This window comes from Micrococcus sp. HMSC31B01, assembly GCF_001816085.1.
Classification (GTDB): Bacteria; Actinomycetota; Actinomycetes; order Actinomycetales; family Micrococcaceae; genus Micrococcus; species Micrococcus luteus.
Map to the genome: position 1 here is coordinate 1 of NZ_KV824987.1, position 647 is coordinate 647.

Annotated in this window: 1 protein-coding gene; it reads right to left on the bottom strand. The window is 62.6% G+C overall.

All coding sequences use genetic code 11. The annotated features are described in order from the left end of the window. Positions 1-284: 284 nt before the first annotated feature. Positions 285-647, bottom strand: a 363-nt coding sequence (locus HMPREF3105_RS02745) for an integrase core domain-containing protein (RefSeq protein WP_070708727.1), incomplete at its 5' end; no start/stop codon positions are given.

Below are 647 nucleotides of genomic sequence, written 5' to 3' on the forward strand. Positions count from 1 at the left end.
GCTAGCCCGACCACGTTCCCACGGGTCAGAGTCCGCATCTGACGAGGGAAAATGGAATGAGGCCCAGGTACTCCCTCGAGGGGAGCGCCTGGGCCTCTTTCCGTGCCTGACATATTCCTTAGCACAAACTGATCGAGACAGACCCTACGGTTCGGCGTTCGGCTCGACTTATATCCCCGGGAATTCAGAACTTCCTCAGTGGCCGAGCGGCTCGATCCAAAATCGATCTCGTCGGTGACCAGAGCGTTGGCCCTGAAGCCCCCTGGGTCTGATGGAGACTCGCGCTATTTGATTCCGACCAGCTGTTCGCGGCCGGCTTCGACAGCATAGAACGTGTCCTCGAACTCGGCGGGTGGGACGTCGCCGAGGTAGCCGTGGAGGCGTTGCGTGTTGTGCCAGGACACCCACCCGAGGGTCGCGAGCTCGAGGTCCTCGACCGTCCGCCAGGGACCTGGCCGTGCGGGTCCGCGGACGTGCTCGGCCTTGTAATAGCCGTTCACGGTCTCGGCCAGGGCGTTGTCATAGCTGTCCCCGACGGTCCCGATCGACGGTGTCGCTCCGATCTCGGCGAGGCGTTCGCCGTAGCGAATGGAGGTGAATTGAGACCCCGCGTCGCTGTGTGTAAGCGGCCATGAAAAGCTGCCCAT